Source organism: Streptococcus mitis (genome assembly GCF_002096925.1).
Lineage (GTDB): Bacteria > Bacillota > Bacilli > Lactobacillales > Streptococcaceae > Streptococcus > Streptococcus mitis_AF.
On record NZ_NCVN01000012.1, the window covers coordinates 1 to 21,168 of the forward strand.

At 42.0% G+C, this 21,168-nt stretch carries 18 protein-coding genes, 1 other RNA gene and 1 pseudogene; 17 read left to right on the forward strand and 3 right to left on the reverse strand.

Annotation, left to right across the window (positions count from 1 at the left end; genetic code table 11):
- Positions 1-143: 143 nt before the first annotated feature.
- Both pbp1a and recU read right to left on the reverse strand, forming a co-directional pair.
- On the reverse strand, positions 144-2,324 hold the full coding sequence (gene pbp1a / locus B7692_RS03330) for a penicillin-binding protein PBP1A (RefSeq protein WP_084929902.1): 2,181 nt from the start codon (positions 2,322-2,324) through the stop codon (positions 144-146).
- Entirely contained in the window at positions 2,321-2,917 is a 597-nt protein-coding gene (gene recU, locus B7692_RS03335; RefSeq protein WP_084888131.1) for a Holliday junction resolvase RecU, read from the reverse strand. Before recU ends, pbp1a begins: the two co-directional genes overlap by 4 nt.
- A gap of 66 nt (positions 2,918-2,983) precedes the next feature.
- Between recU and B7692_RS03340 the strand changes: the two genes are divergently transcribed.
- The 17 genes and pseudogenes from B7692_RS03340 to tig all read left to right on the forward strand — a co-directional run bounded on the left by B7692_RS03340 (position 2,984) and on the right by tig (position 18,647).
- Entirely contained in the window at positions 2,984-3,511 is a 528-nt protein-coding gene (locus B7692_RS03340; protein ID WP_084929903.1) for an SLOG family protein, read from the forward strand.
- Positions 3,512-3,583: 72 nt separating this feature from the next.
- Positions 3,584-3,913: a cell division regulator GpsB gene (gene gpsB / locus B7692_RS03345; protein WP_191962423.1), complete on the forward strand. Its 330-nt coding sequence runs from the start codon at positions 3,584-3,586 to the stop codon at positions 3,911-3,913.
- A 20-nt stretch (positions 3,914-3,933) separates the two neighbouring features.
- An RNA gene (rnpB, locus tag B7692_RS03350) (RNase P RNA component class B) lies at positions 3,934-4,314 on the forward strand.
- A gap of 84 nt (positions 4,315-4,398) precedes the next feature.
- Positions 4,399-5,556 carry a THUMP domain-containing class I SAM-dependent RNA methyltransferase gene (locus tag B7692_RS03355; RefSeq protein WP_084929904.1) on the forward strand — a complete coding sequence of 386 codons (1,158 nt, stop codon included), beginning with the start codon at positions 4,399-4,401 and terminating at the stop codon, positions 5,554-5,556.
- Positions 5,557-5,568: 12 nt separating this feature from the next.
- Positions 5,569-6,984 (forward strand): cell division site-positioning protein MapZ, encoded by a 1,416-nt coding sequence (mapZ, locus tag B7692_RS03360; protein ID WP_084929905.1) that lies wholly within the window; start codon positions 5,569-5,571, stop codon positions 6,982-6,984.
- Between the two features lie 75 nt (positions 6,985-7,059).
- Positions 7,060-8,484: an NADP-dependent phosphogluconate dehydrogenase gene (gene gndA / locus B7692_RS03365; protein ID WP_000158785.1), complete on the forward strand. Its 1,425-nt coding sequence runs from the start codon at positions 7,060-7,062 to the stop codon at positions 8,482-8,484.
- An 11-nt stretch (positions 8,485-8,495) separates the two neighbouring features.
- Positions 8,496-9,185: a response regulator transcription factor gene (locus B7692_RS03370; protein ID WP_054364290.1), complete on the forward strand. Its 690-nt coding sequence runs from the start codon at positions 8,496-8,498 to the stop codon at positions 9,183-9,185.
- A gap of 97 nt (positions 9,186-9,282) precedes the next feature.
- The gene (gene cbpF / locus B7692_RS03375) at positions 9,283-10,287 is read left to right on the forward strand and encodes a choline-binding protein CbpF (protein ID WP_084929906.1); all 1,005 of its coding nucleotides are present in this window, start codon (positions 9,283-9,285) and stop codon (positions 10,285-10,287) included.
- Between the two features lie 122 nt (positions 10,288-10,409).
- Entirely contained in the window at positions 10,410-11,288 is an 879-nt protein-coding gene (mvk, locus tag B7692_RS03380) for a mevalonate kinase (protein WP_084929907.1), read from the forward strand.
- Positions 11,270-12,223 carry a diphosphomevalonate decarboxylase gene (gene mvaD / locus B7692_RS03385; RefSeq protein ID WP_084929908.1) on the forward strand — a complete coding sequence of 318 codons (954 nt, stop codon included), beginning with the start codon at positions 11,270-11,272 and terminating at the stop codon, positions 12,221-12,223. The genes mvk and mvaD overlap by 19 nt, the downstream gene beginning before the upstream one ends.
- Positions 12,210-13,217 (forward strand): phosphomevalonate kinase, encoded by a 1,008-nt coding sequence (locus B7692_RS03390; protein ID WP_084929909.1) that lies wholly within the window; start codon positions 12,210-12,212, stop codon positions 13,215-13,217. The genes mvaD and B7692_RS03390 overlap by 14 nt, the downstream gene beginning before the upstream one ends.
- Positions 13,201-14,211 (forward strand): type 2 isopentenyl-diphosphate Delta-isomerase, encoded by a 1,011-nt coding sequence (gene fni / locus B7692_RS03395; RefSeq protein WP_084929910.1) that lies wholly within the window; start codon positions 13,201-13,203, stop codon positions 14,209-14,211. The genes B7692_RS03390 and fni overlap by 17 nt, the downstream gene beginning before the upstream one ends.
- Before the next feature lie 76 nt (positions 14,212-14,287).
- Positions 14,288-14,986, forward strand: a complete 699-nt coding sequence (gene liaF, locus B7692_RS03400; RefSeq protein WP_084929911.1) for a cell wall-active antibiotics response protein LiaF — start codon at positions 14,288-14,290, stop codon at positions 14,984-14,986.
- Positions 14,983-15,981, forward strand: coding sequence for an envelope stress sensor histidine kinase LiaS (locus B7692_RS03405; RefSeq protein ID WP_084929912.1), 999 nt, complete (start codon positions 14,983-14,985; stop codon positions 15,979-15,981). Before liaF ends, B7692_RS03405 begins: the two co-directional genes overlap by 4 nt.
- A gap of 10 nt (positions 15,982-15,991) precedes the next feature.
- A complete protein-coding gene (locus B7692_RS03410) occupies positions 15,992-16,624 on the forward strand; it encodes a response regulator transcription factor (RefSeq protein WP_049486946.1) in 633 nt (210 codons plus the stop codon).
- Positions 16,625-17,280, forward strand: a pseudogene (locus B7692_RS03415) (DNA alkylation repair protein).
- Positions 17,281-17,363: 83 nt separating this feature from the next.
- Entirely contained in the window at positions 17,364-18,647 is a 1,284-nt protein-coding gene (gene tig, locus B7692_RS03420; RefSeq protein WP_045612235.1) for a trigger factor, read from the forward strand.
- Positions 18,648-18,799: 152 nt separating this feature from the next.
- Here tig and recD2 read toward each other — a convergent pair whose 3' ends face one another.
- The gene (gene recD2, locus B7692_RS03430) at positions 18,800-21,166 is read right to left on the reverse strand and encodes an SF1B family DNA helicase RecD2 (protein ID WP_084929914.1); all 2,367 of its coding nucleotides are present in this window, start codon (positions 21,164-21,166) and stop codon (positions 18,800-18,802) included.
- Positions 21,167-21,168 lie beyond the last annotated feature (2 nt).

The window sequence follows — 21,168 nt, forward strand, 5'->3', positions numbered from 1 at the left end:
TAGGACTGAGGAAACAGTTCTAACGCCAAAACTAAAAAAATTTCAATTACAGTATAGCACAGGAAGTGATTTTTTGAGCTTTTTACTGTCTTTTTTCAAATAAAAAGATAGTAAAACCACCCAATTTTGGGGTGGTTGGTAATTTATTGTTGTACTGGCTGAGGATTTTGATTAGGCTGACCTTGATTGGTACTTGGTTGTTGTGTTGCCGTATTTTCATTGGTTCCAGCACGGGGAGTAGATGTATTTGAATTTGAATTTGTGTTTGGTGTCGTTACACTTGACTGAGAGGTTGAGGTCTCTGGAGACTGATTTGCCAGAGCAGGTGTAGAACTTTGTTGAGTAGAGGGTTCAGTCCATATTGGGCGAGCTCCATTTTTGAATACAAATTCCCCGTTTCTGAAAAGTCCGTCTGGCATCGTCCAGTCTTCTGGATGAGTATCTTCTGATAGATACGTTATCATTGAGCGATAAACTTTAGCTGCAACTAGGAAACCATCTCCAACGATAGGAGTTAAACGATTCGAATAACCTGTCCATACAGCCATAGAATACTTACGAGTATAACCAACAAACATTTCATCTGGAGCTACATAGCCAGTGTTCTTGATGTGTTTCTCAATTTCATCATCTGTGTAGTTAGAAGTACCTGTCTTACCAGCTTGCGCTAACCATGGGAGATAGGCTCCACGACCAGTTCCGTATGCCAAGACGGTTTTCATCATTTCGGTCATCATGTAAGCAGTTGTTTCTTTCATAGCTCGTGTACCAGCATCTGAAAATTCTTTTTCACTACCGTCACTGAAGACGACCTTATTGATATACATGGGTTTGTGGTAAATTCCACCGTTGGCAAAGGCAGCATAAGCAGCAGCCATTTTTTCACTGCTTGCACCGTATTGTTTGTTAGATTCAGTTGTATTACTTGAAATGGCGTTTGCATAGTGGATGCTTGGATAATTGATACCTAAGCCATTTAGGAAAGTTTTAGCTCTATCTAGACCGACCTTATTCAAAGTTTCAACGGCTGTGACATTACGTGACTGTTGAAGTGCATACTGGATTGTAATGTTTCCAAAGTAGCCTTTATCCCAGTTGTAGACGGGAGTATCAGTACCTGGATAGTTATAAGGAACATCATGTACTATAGTTGCAGTAGAGTCATAGACTCCATATTCTAAAGCGGGAGCATAGTCAGTGATTGGTTTCATAGTAGAACCCCAGTCACGGTTGGTTTCAACGGCTTGGTTGATTCCGAAAGATACATTACTTGATTGGTGACGGGCACCTAACTGAGCAATGACTTTACCATTTGTTACATCAACGATAGTAGAAGCTACTTGAAGTTCATCATCTGGATAAGCGACATACTCATCTGTGTTATAAACATCCCAAAGTCGCTGCTGAACATCTTTGTCGACATTAGTATAGACTTCCATACCTGTAGTAAGAAGGTTGTAACCAGTTTCTTGTTCAACTTGGTCGATTACTTCTTTGAGGTAGTTGTCCATATAAGCTGGATAACTATTGGCTGACTTCAAACTTTGGAGACCGTCAGTGACGGGAGTATTAATAGCTTTTTCATAATCTTCTGCACTAATGTATTTTTGCCCTTTCATTTCTGAAAGTACCAAGTTACGACGCTCTAGAGCAGCTTCTGGATGGGAATAAGGATCATATTGGTTTGGAGCTTGAGGCATTCCAGCCAAGAGTGCTAACTGTGGCAAGCTTAAGTCCTTCAAGTCTTTTCCATAGTAATTTTGGGCTGCGGTTTGCATTCCATAGTTACCGTTGGACATGTAGACTTTATTGATGTAATAGGTCAGGATTTCTTGCTTGGTTGCTTTTTGCTCTAGTTGAACGGCTAGCCAAGCTTCTTGAGCTTTACGTGACAAGGTTTGATCAGCAGTTGAAGTAGAAAAATAAGTCAATTTAATTAATTGTTGTGTCAAGGTTGAGGCACCTTGTAGACCTCCTCCTTGTAGATTTCTTAATGCTGCCCCCATGATACGAATAGTATCAACACCTCTATGGTCAAAGAAACGGTGGTCTTCGATAGACACAATTGCCTTGACTAAGTCAGTAGGAATTTCATTTGCTTGAGCATTTACGCGACGTTCAGATCCAAGGTCAGCAATCAGTTCGTTTTTGTTGTCATAAATCTTGCTAGAGGTTGTCGCAACTAATTTACTTTCAGATAAGGCTGGAGCCTTGCTAACAAAGTAGAGGAAGACACCACCACCTAATAGAAATAATGCGATAAATAAGGTAAGGAATGTAATTCCAATATACTTTAAGAATCGCAGAATAGTTTGTTTATTCATCTTGTTTTACCACCTAGTAAATGTTCTTTGATAATATCGAGATAGGGAATTTGAGGGAAAGCTCCTTGCTTTACTAAATATCCGTATTCTTGAATATATCCAAGTGGCATTGATTTTTGACCCTTATCTTGATGATAAAAGCGAATCAAATCAAATGCCGGCAATAAATAAGTTTCTTGTTGAGAAGAAAAATGAAGCAGTACGAAGCAAATGCCCTTTTGTTCTAGAACTTGTTCCATATGTTGAATCTGGTGAAGATGGAAATTCTTCATTGGGATGGCATTTTTTTGTCGCGTTTCCTTGGCTTCAAAGTCAATGTAATGTCCTCTATACACGCCAGAGTAATCTGTTGTGGAAGCTTGTCTAAAATAGGCTTCTACAATTTTGGCTCGACTACGTTGAGGATAGTCTACTCGGACAATTTGAACAGGCGTCGGCTTTTTATGGATAACGGCCATGCCATGCGTCAGATAGTAGTCGTTGGTAGCGTTGATCATCTTTTCAAAAGTCATTCCTCGATTTGCGAAATTTTTTGGTTGAGAAATGGATGTTTGGCTTTTTTTTGATGAAATTTTATGAGGGTAGTTGACCATATTTCTCCTTATTGGTACAATAACATCACTCTATTATATCATAAATTTGCACAGAAAGGGTTAAAAATGACTACAGCTTTGGTTTTAGGCTATTCTGCTTTTGATTTGGGTTTGTTTTCTGACAAGGATCCTCGTATTAAATTGATTAAAAAAGCAATACGTAGGGATTTAGAAGCTATGGCAGAAGATGGGATGACTTGGCTTGTATTTACAGGGACTTTGGGCTTTGAATATTGGGTTTTAGAGGTTGCTCAGGAAATGAAGACCGAATACGGTTTCCAGTTGGCCACCATTTTTGATTTTGAAACGCACGGGGAAAATTGGAATGAAGCCAATCAGCTTAAACTGAGTCGCTTTAAGCAGGTAGACTTTGTCAAATATGCCTATCCCAAATATGAACATACAGGGCAACTGCGTGATTATCAACAATTTTTACTGGAAAATACTGATTTAGCTTATTTTTTCTATGACCCAGAAAATGAGACCAAACTAAAATTTATGGATAACTTGATGAAAAATCAGGAAGGTTATCGCATAAAAAAGCTAACGTTTGAAGACTTAAATGAGCTAGCAGAAAATTTTTCTGAAAAGTAAGCCTTTGACCTTGATTTTTGTTTGCCTTTTTTTATATAATAATACTATTAGAAACCGAGAATGGAGCGAGAGATGGCAAGTATTATTTTTTCAGCAAAAGATATTTTTGAGCAAGAGTTTGGACGTGAAGTCCGTGGATATAGTAAGGTTGAAGTTGATGAATTTTTGGACGATGTCATCAAGGACTATGAAACTTATGCTGCCTTAGTCAAGTCTCTCCGTCAAGAAATTGCAGAGTTGAAGGAAGAATTAGCTCGTAAACCGAAACCTTCACCAGTTCAAGCAGAGCCTATTGAAGCGGCAACTACAAGCTCTATGACGAATTTTGATATTTTGAAACGCTTGAATCGTCTTGAGAAAGAAGTATTTGGTAAACAAATTTTGGATAACTCTGATTTATAAGAGCTCGTTTGAAATGTGCAATTTTTGGATAATCGCGTGAGGAGAATTTCTTCTCATGAGGAAAGTCCATGCTAGCACAGGCTGTGATGCCTGTAGTGTTTGTGCTAGGCGAAACCATAAGCCTAGGGACGAGAAATCGTTACGGCAGTTGAAATGGCTAAGTCCTTGGATAGGCCAGAGTAGGCTTGAAAGTGCCACAGTGACGGAGTCTTTCTGGAAACGGAGAGAGTGGAACGCGGTAAACCCCTCAAGCTAGCAACCCAAATTTTGGTCGGGGCATGGAGTACGCGGAAACGAACGTAGTATTCTGACTGCTATCAGCTAGAGCTGTTAGTGGTAGACAGATGATTATCGAAGGAAGTGGTCCTAGTCACTTCTGGAACAAAACATGGCTTATAGAAAATTGCATATAGGTTGGGGCTGAGAAATTTTCTCAACCTCATTTTTTAAAGTGGACATATAGAAAGGTCTTGCAAGACTGTAACATGAAAAAAGAATTTAATTTAATTGCAACTGTGGCAGCAGGTCTTGAAGCTGTTGTGGGACGAGAAGTGCGAGAGTTGGGCTACGATTGTCAAGTTGAAAATGGTCGTGTTCGTTTTCAAGGAGACATGAGAGCTATTATCGAGACCAACCTCTGGCTTCGGGCGGCAGACCGTATCAAGATCATCGTAGGAACTTTTCCTGCTAAGACTTTTGAGGAGTTGTTTCAGGGAGTTTTCGCCCTAGATTGGGAAAATTATTTACCACTCGGAGCTCGATTCCCGATTTCAAAAGCCAAATGTGTTAAATCTAAGCTTCACAATGAACCCAGTGTACAGGCAATTTCAAAAAAGGCTGTTGTTAAGAAATTGCAGAAACACTATGCCCGTCCAGAAGGCGTTCCTCTGATGGAGAATGGTCCTGAGTTCAAGCTTGAGGTCTCTATTCTCAAAGACATAGCAACGGTCATGATTGATACGACAGGATCCAGTCTCTTTAAACGTGGCTATCGTACAGAAAAAGGTGGGGCTCCTATCAAGGAAAATATGGCAGCAGCTATTTTGCAACTTTCTAACTGGTATCCAGACAAGCCCTTAATTGACCCAACTTGTGGTTCGGGGACTTTCTGTATCGAGGCTGTCATGATTGCTCGAAAGATGGCTCCAGGTCTTCGTCGCTCCTTTGCATTTGAGGAATGGAACTGGATTAGTGACCGTTTGATCCAAGAAGTGCGTACAGAAGCGGCTAAAAAAGTAGATCGTGAGCTGGAATTGGATATTATGGGTTGTGACATTGATGCACGTATGGTGGAAATTGCCAAGGCTAATGCTCAGGCCGCAGGTGTCGCAGGTGATATTACCTTTAAGCAGATGCGCGTGCAGGATTTACGTTCCGATAAAATCAATGGAGTGATTATCTCCAACCCGCCTTATGGGGAACGCTTGTCAGATGATGTAGGGGTTACCAAACTCTATGCTGAGATGGGGCAAGTATTTGCACCGCTGAAAACGTGGAGCAAATTTATCCTAACTAGTGATGAAGCCTTTGAGACCAAGTACGGTAGTCAGGCGGACAAGAAACGTAAGTTGTACAATGGAACCTTAAAAGTTGATTTGTATCAATATTTTGGTCAGCGTGTTAAACGCCAGGAAGTAAAGTAGAAAGGACAACTCATGAGTAAGAAAAGACGGAATCGTCATAAAGCAGAACATCAAGAAGCGCAATTTGATTTTGATGATGCCAAAGAGCTAACAGTTGGAGAAGCCATGCGTAAAAATGAAGAGGTGGAAGCAGGAGTACTACCTGGAGACTCTATCTTGGACAAGTATGTGAAGCAACATAAAGATGAAATTGAGGCAGATAAGTTTGAAACACGACAGTTCAAAAAAGAAGAGTTAATCGAAACTCAAAGTCTGGACGATTTAATCCAAGAGGTGCGTGAAGCTGTAGAGGAGTCAGAAGCCTATTCAGAGGAAGTTCTATCGTCTGAAGCTATCTTACCTCCACTGCCTCTGGACGATGAGGATAAAGACTGGGATCCTATAGTACTAGAGGATGAAAATTCAGCAGAAATGACTGGGGAAGTGGAAGAGGAGAAAAAACTTTCTCGTCTGGATCAAGAGGACCCAGAAAAGAAAAGTAAAAAAGGTTTTGTTTTGACCGCTTTGGCGCTCGTATCAGTGGTTATCTGTGTCAGTGCTTATTATGTTTACCGTCAAGTGAATCGCTCAACAAAGGAAATTCAAACTTCTCAATCATCGTCTAGTGAGCAGAATATTCAGCCGATTTTAGAAGATTTCAATAGTCAATACGATGCCTTCTATACAGATAGCAACAAAACGGCTTTGAAAAATAGCCAGTTTGATAAACTGAGCCAACTGAAGACCTTGCTTGATAAGCTGGAAGGTAGTCGTGAGCATACGCTTGCCAAATCTAAATATGATAGTCTAGCAACGCAAATCAAGGCCATTCAAGATGTCAATGCACAATTTGAAAAACCGGCTATTGTGGATGGTGTTCTGGATACCAATGCAAAAGCTAAATCTGATGCTAAATTTACAGATATTAAAACTGGAAATACGGAGCTAGATAAATTGCTAGATAAGGCCATTAGTCTAGGTAAGAGCCAGCAAACAAGTGCTTCCAGCTCAAGTTCAAGTCAAACTAGCAACTCAAGCTCTAGTCAAGCAAATGAAAATACTGCTAGTGAGACAAGCCCAAGTAGTTCAAATACGACCTCAACGGAGACTAGAAGTTCTCGTAGTGAAGTCAATATGGGCGTATCAAGTGCGGGAGTTGCTGTTCAAAGAAGTGCCAGTCGTGTTTCTTATAATCAGTCTGCTATTGATGATAGTAACAACTCTGCTTGGGATTTCGCGGATGGCGTTTTGGAACAAATTCTAGCAACTTCACGTTCACGTGGTTATATCACTGGAAATCAATACATCCTCGAACGTGTCAATATCGTTAATGGAAATGGTTATTACAACCTCTACAAGCCAGACGGAACCTATCTCTTTACCCTTAACTGTAAGACAGGATACTTTGTTGGAAATGGTTCTGGACATGCGGATGACTTGGACTACTAAGCAGTCGTTACAAAATTCTTTCTTTTCAAAAGTAAAAATGATAAAATAAAACAAATTAAACAAGAGGAGTGTCAAATGACAAAAGCTAACTTTGGTGTCGTTGGTATGGCCGTAATGGGCCGTAACCTTGCCCTTAATATTGAATCTCGTGGTTACACAGTTGCTATCTACAATCGTAGTAAAGAAAAAACTGAAGATGTAATTGCTTGCCATCCTGAAAAGAACTTTGTACCAAGCTATGATGTTGAAAGTTTTGTAAACTCAATCGAAAAACCTCGTCGTATCATGCTCATGGTTCAAGCTGGACCTGGTACAGATGCTACTATCCAAGCCCTTCTTCCACACCTTGACAAAGGTGATATCTTGATTGACGGAGGAAACACTTTCTACAAAGATACAATCCGTCGTAATGAAGAATTAGCAAACTCAGGTATCAACTTTATCGGTACTGGGGTTTCTGGTGGTGAAAAAGGTGCCCTAGAAGGTCCTTCTATCATGCCTGGTGGACAAAAAGAGGCCTACGAATTGGTTGCGGATGTTCTTGAAGAAATCTCAGCTAAAGCACCAGAAGATGGCAAACCATGTGTGACTTATATCGGTCCTGATGGAGCTGGTCACTATGTGAAAATGGTTCACAACGGTATCGAGTATGGTGATATGCAATTGATTGCAGAAAGCTATGACTTGATGCAACACTTGTTAGGCCTTTCTGCAGAAGATATGGCTGAAATCTTTACTGAGTGGAATAAGGGTGAATTGGACAGCTACTTGATCGAAATCACAGCTGATATCTTGAGCCGTAAAGACGATGAAGGTCAAGATGGACCAATCGTAGACTACATCCTTGATGCTGCAGGTAACAAGGGAACTGGTAAATGGACTAGTCAATCATCACTTGACCTTGGTGTGCCATTGTCACTCATCACTGAGTCAGTATTTGCACGTTATATTTCAACTTACAAAGAAGAACGTGTGCATGCTAGCAAGGTTCTTCCAAAACCAGCTGACTTCAAATTTGAAGGAGACAAGGCTGAGTTGATTGAAAAAATCCGTCAAGCCCTTTACTTCTCAAAAATCATTTCATACGCACAAGGTTTTGCGCAATTGCGTGTAGCTTCTAAAGAAAATAACTGGAACTTGCCATTTGCAGACATCGCATCTATCTGGCGTGATGGCTGTATCATCCGTTCTCGTTTCTTGCAAAAGATTACAGATGCTTACAACCGTGATGCAGATCTTGCTAACCTTCTTTTGGATGAGTACTTCTTGGATGTTACTGCTAAGTACCAACAAGCAGTGCGTGATATCGTAGCTCTTGCTGTTCAAGCTGGTGTGCCAGTGCCAACTTTCTCAGCAGCTATTACTTACTTTGATAGCTACCGTTCAGCTGACCTTCCAGCTAACTTGATCCAAGCGCAACGTGACTACTTTGGTGCCCACACTTACCAACGTAAAGACAAAGAAGGAACATTCCACTACTCTTGGTATGACGAAAAATAAGTAGGTCTGCCATGGGGAAACGGATTTTATTACTTGAGAAAGAACGAAATCTAGCTCATTTTTTAAGTTTGGAACTCCAAAAAGAGCAATACCGAGTTGATCAGGTTGAGGAGGGGCAAAAAGCCCTCTCCATGGCTCTTCAGACAGACTATGACTTGATTTTATTGAATGCTCGTCTGGGGGATATGACAGCCCAGGATTTTGCAGATAAGCTGAGTCGGACTAAGCCAGCCTCAGTCATTATGATCTTGGACCATCGCGAAGAATTGCAAGATCAGATTGAGACAATCCAACGCTTTGCCGTTTCTTACATCTATAAGCCGGTTATTATTGACAATTTGGTAGCTCGTATTTCAGCGATTTTCCGAGGTCGGGACTTTATCGATCAACACTGCAGTCAGATGAAGGTTCCAACGTCTTACCGCAATCTGCGTATGGATGTAGAGCATCATACCGTTTATCGTGGCGAGGAAATGATTGCTCTTACTCGTCGTGAGTATGACCTCTTGGCTACTCTTATGGGGAGCAAGAAAGTTCTGACTCGTGAGCAGTTGTTGGAAAGTGTCTGGAAGTATGAAAGTGCGACCGAAACAAATATCGTGGATGTCTATATTCGTTATCTACGTAGCAAGCTTGATGTAAAAGGTCAGAAAAGCTACATTAAAACCGTGCGTGGTGTCGGTTACACCATGCAAGAATAGAAAGCAGTTGCAGTTATGTAACTGCTTTTTTTGGGAGGTTCTATATATTGACATGCAATTAGGCCTTTGCTACAATCAGTTATGGAGGATAGATCTAATGAAAACAATAAAAAAATTGATGCAAATTGCATTAGCAGTCTTTTTCTTCGGTTTGCTAGCAACAAGTGCAGTACTGGCAGATGATGCTGATTCAGAAGGCTGGCAATTTGTCCAAGAAAATGGTAGAACCTACTACAAGAAGGGTGACATCAAAGAAAAGGCTTGGCGAGTGATTGATGGCAAGTACTATTATTTTGATCATGTATCAGGAGAGATGGTTGTTGGCTGGCAATATATCCCGTTTCCGTCTAAAGGTAGTACAATTGGTCCTTACCCAAATGGTTTAAGATTAGAATTTATGCCAATGCCAAGATGGTATTACTTTAATCAAGATGGGGTCCTACAAGAATTTGTTGGCAAGCAAGTTTTAGAAGCAAAAACTGCTACCAATACCAACAAACACCATGGGGAACAATATGATAGTCCAGCAGAGAAACGAGTCTATTATTTTGAAGATCAGCGTAGCTATCACACTTTAAAAACTGGTTGGATTTCTGACGAAGGACATTGGTATTATTTACAGAAGGATAGTGGCTTCGATGCTCGTATCGACAGTTTGACGGTTGGGGAGCTAGTGCGTGGTTGGGTCAATGATAACTCAACTTGGTACTATCTAGATCCAACAACTGCTACAATGCAAACTGGTTGGAAACAACTTGGCAATAAGTGGTACTACCTCCGTTCATCAGGAGCTATGGCAACAGGCTGGTATCAGGAAAGCTCAACTTGGTATTACCTAGACCAAGTAAATGGTGATATGAAAACTGGCTGGCAATACCTTGGCAACAAGTGGTACTATCTCCGTTCATCAGGAGCTATGGCAACTGGTTGGTATCAAGATGGTTCAACTTGGTACTACCTAAATGCAGGTAATGGAGATATGAAGACAGGCTGGTTCCAGGTCAATGGCAAATGGTACTATGCTTACAGCTCAGGTGCTTTGGCAGTGAATACGACCGTAGATGGCTATTCTGTCAATTATAATGGCGAATGGGTTCAATAATGAAAGAGGCGATTGTGAAGGAAACAATCGCTTTTTTTGTGAAAATATAATAAAATAGATAGGAAAGAATAAATATTTGTATGAAAAAATGAGACGGCTTTTTCGTCTAGTAAAAGGAAAATATGACAAAAAAAGTTGGTGTCGGCCAGGCACATAGTAAGATTATTTTAATAGGGGAGCATGCGGTCGTTTATGGCTATCCTGCCATTTCCTTGCCTCTTTTGGAGGTAGAGGTGACCTGTAAGGTAGTTCCTGCAGAGAGTCCTTGGCGCCTCTATGAGGAGGATACCTTGTCCATGGCGGTGTATGCTTCTCTGGAGTATTTGAATATCAAAGAAGCCTGCATTCGCTGTGAGATTGACTCGGCTATCCCTGAAAAACGGGGAATGGGTTCGTCAGCTGCTATCAGCATAGCGGCCATTCGTGCAGTATTTGACTACTATCAGGCAGAACTGCCTCATGATGTACTAGAAATCTTGGTCAATCGGGCGGAGATGATTGCCCATATGAATCCTAGTGGTTTGGATGCTAAGACCTGTCTCAGTGACCAACCTATTCGCTTTATTAAGAATGTAGGATTTACAGAGCTTGAGATGGATCTATCCGCATATTTGGTGATTGCTGATACAGGTGTTTATGGTCACACTCGTGAAGCCATCCAAGTGGTTCAAAACAAGGGCAAGGATGCCCTGCCGTTTTTGCATGCCTTGGGAGAATTGACCCAGCAGGCAGAAGTTGCGATTTCACAAAAAGATGCTGAAGGACTGGGGAAAATCCTCAGTCAAGCGCATTTACATCTAAAAGAAATTGGTGTTAGTAGCCCTGAGGTAGATTCCCTCGTTGAAACGGCTCTTAATCATGGTGCTTTGGGTGCCAAGATGAGCGGTGGTGGGCTAGGAGGCTGTATCATAGCCTTGGCAGACAATTTGACACACGCACAAGAACTAGCAGAAAGATTAGAAGAGAAAGGAGCTGTTCAGACATGGATAGAGAGCCTGTAACAGTACGTTCCTACGCAAATATTGCTATTATCAAATATTGGGGAAAGAAAAAAGAAAAAGAGATGGTGCCTGCTACTAGCAGTATCTCTCTGACTTTGGAGAATATGTACACAGAGACGACCTTGTCATCTCTACCGACGGATGCGACAGCTGATGCCTTTTATATCAATGGTCAGCTACAAAATGAGGCTGAGCATGCCAAGATGAGCAAGATTATTGACCGTTACCGTCCAGAAGGTGAGGGCTTTGTGCGTATTGATACTCAAAACAATATGCCTACCGCAGCGGGTCTGTCATCAAGTTCTAGTGGTTTGTCTGCCTTGGTCAAGGCTTGTAATGCTTATTTTCAGCTTGGATTGGATAGAAGTCAGTTGGCACAGGAGGCTAAATTTGCCTCAGGCTCTTCCTCTCGGAGTTTTTATGGACCATTAGGTGCCTGGGACAAGGATAGCGGAGAGATTTACCTGGTAGAGACAGACCTGAAACTAGCTATGATTATGTTGGTGCTAGAGGATAAGAAAAAACCAATCTCTAGCCGTGACGGGATGAAACTTTGTGTGGAAACCTCGACGACCTTTGATGACTGGGTGCGTCAGTCTGAGAAGGATTATCAGGATATGCTGGTTTATCTCAAGGAAAATGACTTTGCCAAGGTTGGGGAGTTAACGGAGGAAAATGCCCTGGCTATGCACGCTACGACCAAAACAGCATCACCAGCCTTTTCTTATCTGACGGATGCAAGCTATGAAGCAATGGACTTTGTCCGCCAGCTTCGTGAGCAAGGGGAAGCCTGCTACTTTACTATGGATGCTGGTCCCAATGTCAAGGTTCTCTGTCAAGAGAAAGACTTGGTACACCTCTCAGAAATCTTTGGTCAACGTTATCGCTTGATTGTGTCGAAAACAAAGGATTTGAGTCAAGATGATTGCTGTTAAAACTTGCGGAAAACTCTATTGGGCAGGTGAGTATGCTATTTTAGAGCCAGGACAGTTGGCCTTGATAAAAGCTATCCCCATCTATATGAGGGCTGAGACTGCTTTTTCTGATAGCTACCGCCTCTATTCAGATATGTTTGATTTTGCAGTAGACTTGACACCAAATACTGACTATAGCTTGATTCAAGAAACGATTGCTTTAGTGGAAGATTTCCTCGTTTATCGTGGGCAGACCTTGCGACCTTTTTCTTTGGAAATCCGAGGAAAAATGGAACGAGAAGGGAAAAAGTTTGGTCTGGGTTCTAGCGGTAGCATCGTTGTCTTGGTTATCAAGGCTTTGCTGGCTCTGTATAATCTTTCGGTTGATCAGGATCTCTTGTTCAAGCTGGCCAGTGCTGTCTTGCTCAAGCGCGGAGACAATGGTTCTATGGGGGACATTGCCTGTATTGTGGCAGAAGATTTGATTCTCTACCAGTCTTTTGATCGCCAGAAGGTGGCTGCTTGGTTGGAAGAAGAAAACTTGCCGACAGTTTTAGAGCGTGAGTGGGGCTTTTCTATCTCACAAGTGAAACCAACCCTAGAATGTGATTTCCTAGTGGGATGGACCAAGGAAGTGGCTGTATCGAGTCACATGGTCCAGCAAATCAAGCAAAATATCAATCAGAATTTTTTAAGCTCCTCAAAAGAAACGGTGGCTGCTTTAGTAGAAGCCTTGGAGCAGGGGGAATCAGAAAAAATTATCGAGCAAGTAGAAGTAGCCAGCCAGCTTTTAGAAGGCTTGAGCGTAGATATTTACACGCCTTCGCTTAGACAGTTGAAAGAAGTCAGTCAAGATTTGCAGGCTGTTGCCAAGAGTAGCGGTGCTGGTGGTGGTGACTGTGGCATTGCCTTGAGTTTTGATGAGCAATCAACTGAAACCCTAAAAAACCGTTGGGCCGATCTGGGGATTGAGCTCTTATACCAAGAAAGGATAGGACATGACGACAAATCGTAAGGATGAGCACATCCGCTATGCCCTTGAGCAGAAAAGTTCCTATAATAGCTTTGATGAGGTGGAGTTGATTCATTCTTCCTTGCCTCTTTACGATCTGGATGAAATCGATCTTTCGACAGAATTTGCTGGTCGAAAGTGGGATTTTCCTTTTTATATCAATGCCATGACAGGTGGGAGTGAAAAAGGTAAAGAAATCAATCAAAAACTAGCTCAGGTGGCGGAAGCCTGTGGTATTTTATTTGTAACGGGTTCTTATAGCGCAGCCCTCAAAGATCCAGCAGATGACTCTTTTTCTGTCAAGTCTGATCATCCAAATCTCCTTCTTGGAACCAATATTGGATTGGACAAGCCTGTTGAGTTAGGACTTCAGACCGTAGAAGAGATGAATCCTCTCCTCCTTCAAGTGCATGTTAATGTCATGCAGGAATTACTCATGCCCGAAGGAGAAAGGAAGTTCAGAAGCTGGCAATCGCATCTGGCAGACTATAGCAAGCAAATCCCCGTTCCTATTGTCCTAAAGGAAGTGGGCTTTGGAATGGATGCCAAGACCATCGAAAGAGCCTATGAACTGGGTGTTCGTACAGTGGATCTGTCAGGTCGTGGTGGTACCAGCTTTGCTTATATTGAAAACCGTCGCAGTGGTCAACGTGACTACCTCAATCAATGGGGTCAGTCTACCATGCAGGCCCTTCTCAATGCCCAAGACTGGAAAGACAAGGTCCAACTCTTGGTCAGTGGAGGTGTTCGCAATCCGCTGGATATGATTAAGTGCTTGGTCTTTGGGGCTAAGGCTGTGGGACTGTCTCGAACAGTTCTAGAATTGGTTGAAACCTACACAGTTGAAGAAGTGATTGGCATTGTCCAAGGCTGGAAAGACGATCTGCGTTTGATTATGTGTGCCCTTAATTGTGCCACCATAGCAGATCTGCAAAAAGTAGACTATCTTCTCTACGGAAAATTAAAAGAAGCAAAAGATCAGATGAAAAAGGCGTAACCATCGCCTTTTTTCCATCTTTAGACTGAGGTGACTTTTTTGAAGTGTGATAAAATAGAAGGGAGAGGATGAACCTATGAGAAAATTTAAAATCTTTTTATTTATCGAAACCTGTCTTTTGACAGGAGCTCTGATTTTGATGGTATCAGAGCATTTTTCGCGTTTTCTGCTGATTCTATTCCTCTTTTTGCTTTTGATTCGTTATTACACTGGTAAAGAAGGCAATAACCTTCTTTTGGTGGTGGCAACCATTCTCTTCTTTTTCATCGTCATGCTCAATCCTTTTGTGATTTTAGCTATTTTTGTTGCGGTTATATACAGCCTCTTTCTTCTTTATCCGATGATGAATCAGGAAAAAGAGCAAACCAATTTGGTGTTTGAAGAGGTGGTGACGGTTAAGAAGGAGAAAAATCGTTGGTTTGGAAATCTCCATCATTTTTCAAGCTATCAGACTTGCCAGTTTGATGATATCAATCTTTTTCGCCTCATGGGCAAGGATACCATTCATTTGGAGAGGGTCATCCTAACCAATCATGACAATGTCATTATCCTCAGAAAGATGGTAGGAACGACCAAAATCATCGTACCTGTCGATGTGGAAGTCAGTCTCAGCGTTAACTGTCTCTATGGTGATTTGACTTTTTTCAACCAGCCCAAGCGAGCCCTCCGTAATGAACACTATCATCAGGAAACAAGAGACTATCTCAAGAGTAATAAGAGTGTCAAAATTTTCTTGACCACTATGATTGGAGATGTTGAGGTGGTCAGAGGATGAAAAAACAAGCTTATGTAATCATTGCCCTCACCTCCTTCCTGTTTGTCTTATTTTTCTCCCACAGCTTGCTGGAAATCCTTGACTTTGACTGGTCTATTTTCCTGCATAATGTTGAAAAAACAGAAAAATTTGTCTTTTTGTTGTTGGTATTCAGCTTGTCCATGACCTGTCTTTTAGCCCTGTTTTGGCGAGGTGTGGAAGAGCTTTCTCTAAGAAAAATTCAGGTCAATCTCAAGCGTTTGTTGGCAGGGCAAGAAGTGGTTCAGGTTGCAGATCCAGATTTGGATGCCAGTTTCAAGTCCTTGTCAGGGAAACTTAACCTCTTGACAGAGGCTCTTCAAAAAGCTGAAAATCACAGTCTTACTCAGGAAGAGGAAATCATCGAGAAAGAACGAAAGCGGATTGCTCGGGATTTGCACGATACGGTTAGTCAGGAGTTGTTTGCGGCCCACATGATTTTGTCAGGTGTCAGCCAGCAGGCTTTGAAACTGGATAGAGAAAAGATGCAGACCCAGTTGCAGAGTGTCACAGCCATTTTAGAAACAGCTCAGAAGGACTTGAGAGTCTTGCTCCTGCATTTGCGCCCAGTTGAATTGGAACAGAAGAGCTTGATAGAAGGGATTCAAATTCTTCTAAAAGAGCTTGAGGACAAGAGTGATCTCAAGGTTAGTCTTAAGCAAAATGTATCTAAATTGCCTAAGAAAATCGAGGAGCATATCTTCCGTATTCTGCAAGAATTGATCAGCAATACCCTCCGCCATGCCCAGGCCTCTTGTCTGGATGTCTATCTCTATCAGACGGATCTTGAATTGCAGCTGAAGGTGGTGGACAATGGGATTGGTTTCCAGTTAGGGAGTTTAGACGACTTGAGTTATGGACTGCGGAATATCAAGGAGCGAGTCGAAGATATGGCAGGAACGGTTCAACTCTTGACAGCTCCCAAGCAAGGTCTGGCGGTTGATATCCGTATTCCCCTGTTAGATAATGAGTTATAAAGGAGTAGAGATGAAAATTTTACTAGTAGATGACCATGAAATGGTCCGATTGGGCTTGAAAAGCTACTTTGACCTCCAAGATGATGTAGAAGTTGTAGGTGAGGCTGCCAACGGATCTCAAGGCATTGACTTGGCCTTGGAACTGCGTCCAGATGTCATTGTCATGGATATCGTCATGCCTGAGATGAATGGAATTGACGCGACCTTGGCCATCCTCAAAGAATGGCCTGAAGCCAAGATTTTGATTGTGACCTCTTACTTAGACAATGAAAAAATCATGCCTGTCTTAAATGCTGGTGCTAGGGGCTATATGCTCAAGACTTCAAGTGCGGATGAATTGCTGCACGCTGTTCGTAAGGTAGCTACTGGGGAGCTGGCCATTGAGCAAGAGGTCAGTAAGAAGGTCGAATACCACCGCAATCATATAGAACTACATGAGGACTTAACTGCGCGTGAGCGAGATGTGCTTCAACTCATCGCCAAGGGCTACGAAAATCAGCGCATCGCAGACGAACTTTTTATCTCTCTCAAGACGGTCAAGACTCATGTGTCCAATATCCTAGCCAAGCTGGAGGTCAGCGATCGCACCCAGGCAGCAGTTTATGCCTTTCAGCATCACTTGGTGGGGCATGAGGATTTTTAGATGAGTCTAACAGATTTACTTGTTGAGCTAGAAGCAGCAAAAGATTCAAAAAAAGCAGGGCCTATATGCGCCATCAATTTTCCTTTCTAGGCGTTGTGGCGCCAGAAAGAAATAAACTCTATAAAAAATACTTTTCAGAAGCGAAAAAAACAAAGATTATCGATTGGGATTTTGTAGATACTTGCTGGAGAAAGGAGCCTAGAGAATACCAATATGCGGCTGCTAATTATTTGAAAGCAATGCAGTCTTATCTAAAGGACAGCGATTTACATAAGCTTGAGCGGTTAGTCGTCACAAAATCCTGGTGGGATACCGTAGATATCCTAGATCGAGTAGTAGGGAGTTTGGTGTATGACCACCCTGAACTAGAAGAAATAATCTTAAAATGGAGCCTATCAGATAATATCTGGCTGAGACGTGTCGCTATTGACCACCAGTTGTTAAGAAAAGAGAAGACCAATGTTCAATTAATGGAAAAGATTCTGCTTCATAATTTGAACCAAACAGAATTCTTTATCAATAAAGCCATTGGCTGGGCTCTGAGAGACTACTCCAAAACAAATCCAGATTGGGTAGCATGCTTCATTGAGAAAAACAAGGAAAGAATGGCTGACCTTAGTATCAAAGAAGCAAGCAAGTACCTCTCCCATCATTGAAAAGCGCATTCATTACTTGAAAAAAGTCGCCCATTTATGTTATAATAGACTGTATTTAAAAAATTTTAAGGAGAAATGACAGAATGTCTGTATCATTTGAAAACAAAGAAACAAACCGTGGTGTCTTGACTTTCACTATCTCTCAAGACCAAATCAAACCAGAATTGGACCGTGTCTTCAACTCAGTGAAGAAATCTCTTAATGTTCCAGGTTTCCGTAAAGGTCACCTTCCACGCCCTATCTTCGACAAAAAATTTGGTGAAGAGTCACTTTACCAAGATGTTATGAACGCTCTTTTGCCAAATGCTTATGAAGCAGCTGTAAAAGAAGCTGGTCTTGAAGTCGTTGCTCAACCAAAAATTGACGTAACTTCAATGGAAAAAGGTCAAGACTGGGTTATCACTGCTGAAGTTGTTACAAAACCTGAAGTAAAATTGGGTGACTACAAAAACCTTGAAGTATCAGTTGATGTAGAAAAAGAAGTAACTGACGCTGACGTTGAAGAGCGTATCGAACGCGAACGCAACAACTTGGCTGAATTGGTTATCAAAGAAGCTGCTGCTGAAAACGGCGACACTGTTGTCATCGACTTCGTTGGTTCTATTGACGGTGTTGAATTTGATGGCGGAAAAGGTGAAAACTTCTCACTTGGACTTGGTTCAGGTCAATTCATCCCAGGTTTCGAAGACCAATTGGTAGGTCACTCAGCTGGTGAAACTGTTGATGTTATCGTAACATTCCCAGAAGACTACCAAGCAGAAGACCTTGCAGGTAAAGAAGCTAAATTCGTAACAACTATCCACGAAGTAAAAGCAAAAGAAGTTCCAGCTCTTGACGATGAGCTTGCAAAAGACATCGACGAAGAAGTTGAAACACTTGCTGAATTGAAAGAAAAATACCGCAAGGAATTGGCTGCAGCTAAAGAAGAAGCTTACAAAGATGCAGTTGAAGGTGCAGCAATTGATAAAGCTGTAGAAAACGCTGAAATCGTAGAACTTCCAGAAGAAATGATTCACGAAGAAGTTCACCGTTCAGTAAATGAATTCCTTGGAAACTTGCAACGTCAAGGTATCAATCCTGACATGTACTTCCAAATCACTGGAACTACTCAAGAAGACCTTCACAAACAATACGAGGGAGAAGCTGAGTCACGTACTAAGACTAACCTTGTTATCGAAGCAGTTGCGAAAGCTGAAGGATTTGATGCTTCAGAAGAAGAAATCCAAAAAGAAATCGAGCAATTGGCTGCAGACTACAACATGGAAGTTGCACAAGTACAAAGCTTGCTTTCAGCTGATATGTTGAAACACGACATCACAATTAAAAAAGCTGTTGAATTGATCACAAGCACAGCAACAGTTAAATAATCTTATACTCTTCGAAAATCTCTTCAAACCACGTCAGCGTCGCCTTACCGTACTCAAGTACAGCTTGCGGCTAGCTTCCTAGTTTGCTCTTTGATTTTCATTGAGTATTAATAAACAAAAATCCCACCTGAATTGGTGGGTTTTCTTATGCACTATTTTCCAAAAATTTCTTTGAGGTCTGCGTCTGTAATCCCAATCATGGCTGGGATACTGTCCCAGTTTTCTTCTGTCAGAATGTAGGATTGTTCAGAGGTACTTGATGTGGCAGTTTCAGAGACAGCTGGTTGCTTTTCTTCAACATTTTCCAATAAATCACTGAAGCGTTCAATCAGATAGGTTTTTCGGGCAGTTCCGATATGTTGGGTAGCATAATCAAAGGCCTGTAATTCGCCTAGTAAGATAAGCTTGCTTTTGGCGCGTGTAATGGCTGTATAGATGAGATTTCGCTCCAGCATACGCCTGCTAGCACTGGTAATCGGTAGGATGACAACAGGAAACTCGCTTCCCTGGGACTTATGGATACTCATGGCATAGGCCAGGCGAATCTTGTACCATTCGTTACGTGGGTAAGAGACCTCGTTGCCATCAAAATCAATGACAATCTCGTCTTGTTTCGATTCGGTATATTTACCGGGAATCAGGTCTGTGATAGCTCCTAAATCTCCATTAAAGACATTGATTTCAGCATCGTTGACCAAGTGAATGACCTTATCTCCCTTACGATAGTGGCACTGGGGAGCTTCAAAACTGAGTTGGTCTTTTTGTGGTGGGTTCAGGAGGTCTTGCATGAGCTGGTTGATGGCATCAATCCCTGTCGTCCCTCGGTACATGGGAGCCAGAACTTGGATATCACGGGCAGGAATACCACTTCTGAGGGCAGCACCTAAGATTTTTTCAATAGTAGCAGGAATATGGCCACTAGCAATTTCAAAGTAGGAACGGTCTGCTTTTTTCTGGGTGAAATCAGCTGGCAAGATGCCCTGTCGAATTTGACTAGCTAGGGTGACGATGGTTGATTCTTCGCTTTGCCTGTAAATTTTTTCCAAGCGAGTCTGAGGAATCAAGGGAATATGAAGCAGATCCGCTAGAACCTGTCCAGGACTGACAGACGGTAGCTGATCGCTATCCCCCACGATGAGAATTTTACTGTTAGAAGAGATATTGGAGAAGAGTTGATTGGCCAGCCAAGTATCCACCATAGAAAATTCATCTACGATGATAAAGTCGGCATCCAGATAATCTTCAAGATGGCTGGTATCATCGTCACCTGTCATTCCTAAATGACGGTGTATGGTCGCGCTAGGCAAACCTGTCAATTCATTCATGCGGCGAGCTGCTCGTCCAGTTGGAGCAGCAAGAAGAATCGGCAGATTGCTTTTTTTCTTGAGGTCAAGTCCTTCTAAAAGGGCGTAAACAGCGATGATACCATTGATAACCGTTGTCTTACCAGTGCCAGGTCCACCTGTCAGAATAAAGACCTTGTTCTGGATAGCATCACAGATAGCTTGTTTTTGAATACTATCATACTCAATTCCCAGCTCTGCTTCGACAGTAGTGATATGTTTTTGAATGGTTTCTAAATCCTGGCTCTTCTGTTTTCCTTTTTCAAGGATACGAACCAAGTGACTGCGGATTCCTTCCTCCGCGAAAAAGAGACTATTATAAAAGATTTTGGTATCAATCTGCTGGACCTTGTCTTCTTCAATCAGGTAGGAGAGTTCTTGGGCCACTTGGCTGGGATCCAGTTCCACGGGGCGGGAAGACTCAAGGAGAGTAAGGGTTTGTTCCAGCAAATCCCGTGCTTCAACATAGGTGTCCCCTGTTTCTATACAGGCCTGAAAAAGACTATGAACTAGTCCCGCACGGAAGCGTTCAGGAGCCTGACTTTCGATGCCTAGTTCCTCAGCTAGTTGGTCAGCAATGGTAAAGCCCAAACCCTTGATATCCTCAACCAGATGGTAGGGATAATTTTCAACCACATCAAGGGTTTCTTCCTTGTAAAAATCTTGAATCTGGAAGGCTAGTTTATTGGGAATGCCGTAGTTGGCCAGTTTGGCTAAAACCATCTCCGTTCCGTAGTTGAGACGGAGGGTGGAGACGAAAGCCTCGCGATTTTTTGCAGATAGTCCTGCAATGCCTTCTAGCTTTTCTGGGTGTTGCAGAATTTCGTCAATGGTATTATCGCCATAGGTATCCACGATTTTCTGAGCTGTCTTGAGACCAATTCCCTTGAAATGGCTACTTGAAAAGTATTTGACAAGCCCTTTGCTAGTTGGTTTTGCGCGTTCATAACGGCTGATTTGCAGCTGCTCCCCGTACTTGGAGTGCTGGACAATTTGTCCCCAAAAAGTATAGTCTTCTCCCTCAATCACGTCAGCCATGGTGCCCGTGACAATGATTTCAAAATCATCAAAATTCTCTGCGTCTGTATCGTCGATTTCTAGGAGAAGGATGCGATAAAAATTGCTGGGATTTTCAAAAATAATCCGTTCAATGGTTCCTGAAAAATAAACTTCCATAA

What these genes read in the sequence shown, in the direction of transcription:
- pbp1a (WP_084929902.1), bottom strand. Translation starts at nt 2,324, where the DNA reads ATGAATAAACAAACTATTCTGCGATTCTTAAAGTATATTGGAATTACA.
- recU (WP_084888131.1), bottom strand. Translation starts at nt 2,917, where the DNA reads ATGGTCAACTACCCTCATAAAATTTCATCAAAAAAAAGCCAAACATCC.
- B7692_RS03340 (WP_084929903.1), top strand. Translation starts at nt 2,984, where the DNA reads ATGACTACAGCTTTGGTTTTAGGCTATTCTGCTTTTGATTTGGGTTTG.
- gpsB (WP_191962423.1), top strand. Translation starts at nt 3,584, where the DNA reads ATGGCAAGTATTATTTTTTCAGCAAAAGATATTTTTGAGCAAGAGTTT.
- B7692_RS03355 (WP_084929904.1), top strand. Translation starts at nt 4,399, where the DNA reads ATGAAAAAAGAATTTAATTTAATTGCAACTGTGGCAGCAGGTCTTGAA.
- mapZ (WP_084929905.1), top strand. Translation starts at nt 5,569, where the DNA reads ATGAGTAAGAAAAGACGGAATCGTCATAAAGCAGAACATCAAGAAGCG.
- gndA (WP_000158785.1), top strand. Translation starts at nt 7,060, where the DNA reads ATGACAAAAGCTAACTTTGGTGTCGTTGGTATGGCCGTAATGGGCCGT.
- B7692_RS03370 (WP_054364290.1), top strand. Translation starts at nt 8,496, where the DNA reads ATGGGGAAACGGATTTTATTACTTGAGAAAGAACGAAATCTAGCTCAT.
- cbpF (WP_084929906.1), top strand. Translation starts at nt 9,283, where the DNA reads ATGAAAACAATAAAAAAATTGATGCAAATTGCATTAGCAGTCTTTTTC.
- mvk (WP_084929907.1), top strand. Translation starts at nt 10,410, where the DNA reads ATGACAAAAAAAGTTGGTGTCGGCCAGGCACATAGTAAGATTATTTTA.
- mvaD (WP_084929908.1), top strand. Translation starts at nt 11,270, where the DNA reads ATGGATAGAGAGCCTGTAACAGTACGTTCCTACGCAAATATTGCTATT.
- B7692_RS03390 (WP_084929909.1), top strand. Translation starts at nt 12,210, where the DNA reads ATGATTGCTGTTAAAACTTGCGGAAAACTCTATTGGGCAGGTGAGTAT.
- fni (WP_084929910.1), top strand. Translation starts at nt 13,201, where the DNA reads ATGACGACAAATCGTAAGGATGAGCACATCCGCTATGCCCTTGAGCAG.
- liaF (WP_084929911.1), top strand. Translation starts at nt 14,288, where the DNA reads ATGAGAAAATTTAAAATCTTTTTATTTATCGAAACCTGTCTTTTGACA.
- B7692_RS03405 (WP_084929912.1), top strand. Translation starts at nt 14,983, where the DNA reads ATGAAAAAACAAGCTTATGTAATCATTGCCCTCACCTCCTTCCTGTTT.
- B7692_RS03410 (WP_049486946.1), top strand. Translation starts at nt 15,992, where the DNA reads ATGAAAATTTTACTAGTAGATGACCATGAAATGGTCCGATTGGGCTTG.
- tig (WP_045612235.1), top strand. Translation starts at nt 17,364, where the DNA reads ATGTCTGTATCATTTGAAAACAAAGAAACAAACCGTGGTGTCTTGACT.
- recD2 (WP_084929914.1), bottom strand. Translation starts at nt 21,166, where the DNA reads ATGGAAGTTTATTTTTCAGGAACCATTGAACGGATTATTTTTGAAAAT.